Raw genomic sequence first — 236 nt, 5'->3', positions numbered from 1 at the left:
CCCCCCCCCCCCCTTTTCACAAGCACAAACCCGCCCCCCCAGATTACTACGCGTCTCGTGGGCTCGGAGATGTGTATAAGAGACAGGTGCGGCCAAGATCCGCGAGTTCGCCGAGGCCGTCGGATCCACCGACCCGGTCCACGTCGACGTCATCGCGCCGCCGACCTTCGCGGTCCTCATCGCCCAGCCTGTCTCTTATACACATCTCCGAGCCCACGAGACGCGTAGTAATCTGG

General features: G+C 63.6%; 1 protein-coding gene. It reads right to left on the bottom strand.

Features of this window, described 5'->3' with window-relative positions; genetic code table 11:
• Window positions 1-46: 46 nt before the first annotated feature.
• Window positions 47-236 (bottom strand): hypothetical protein (locus tag ACPYOM_RS23880; protein ID WP_481347887.1); only part of this gene is annotated, 190 nt, incomplete at its 5' end.

The organism is Monashia sp. HAY1-2A (assembly GCF_056755315.1).
Note: the sequence above shows the minus strand (reverse complement) of the source record. Positions and strands in the feature narration are given on the sequence as shown.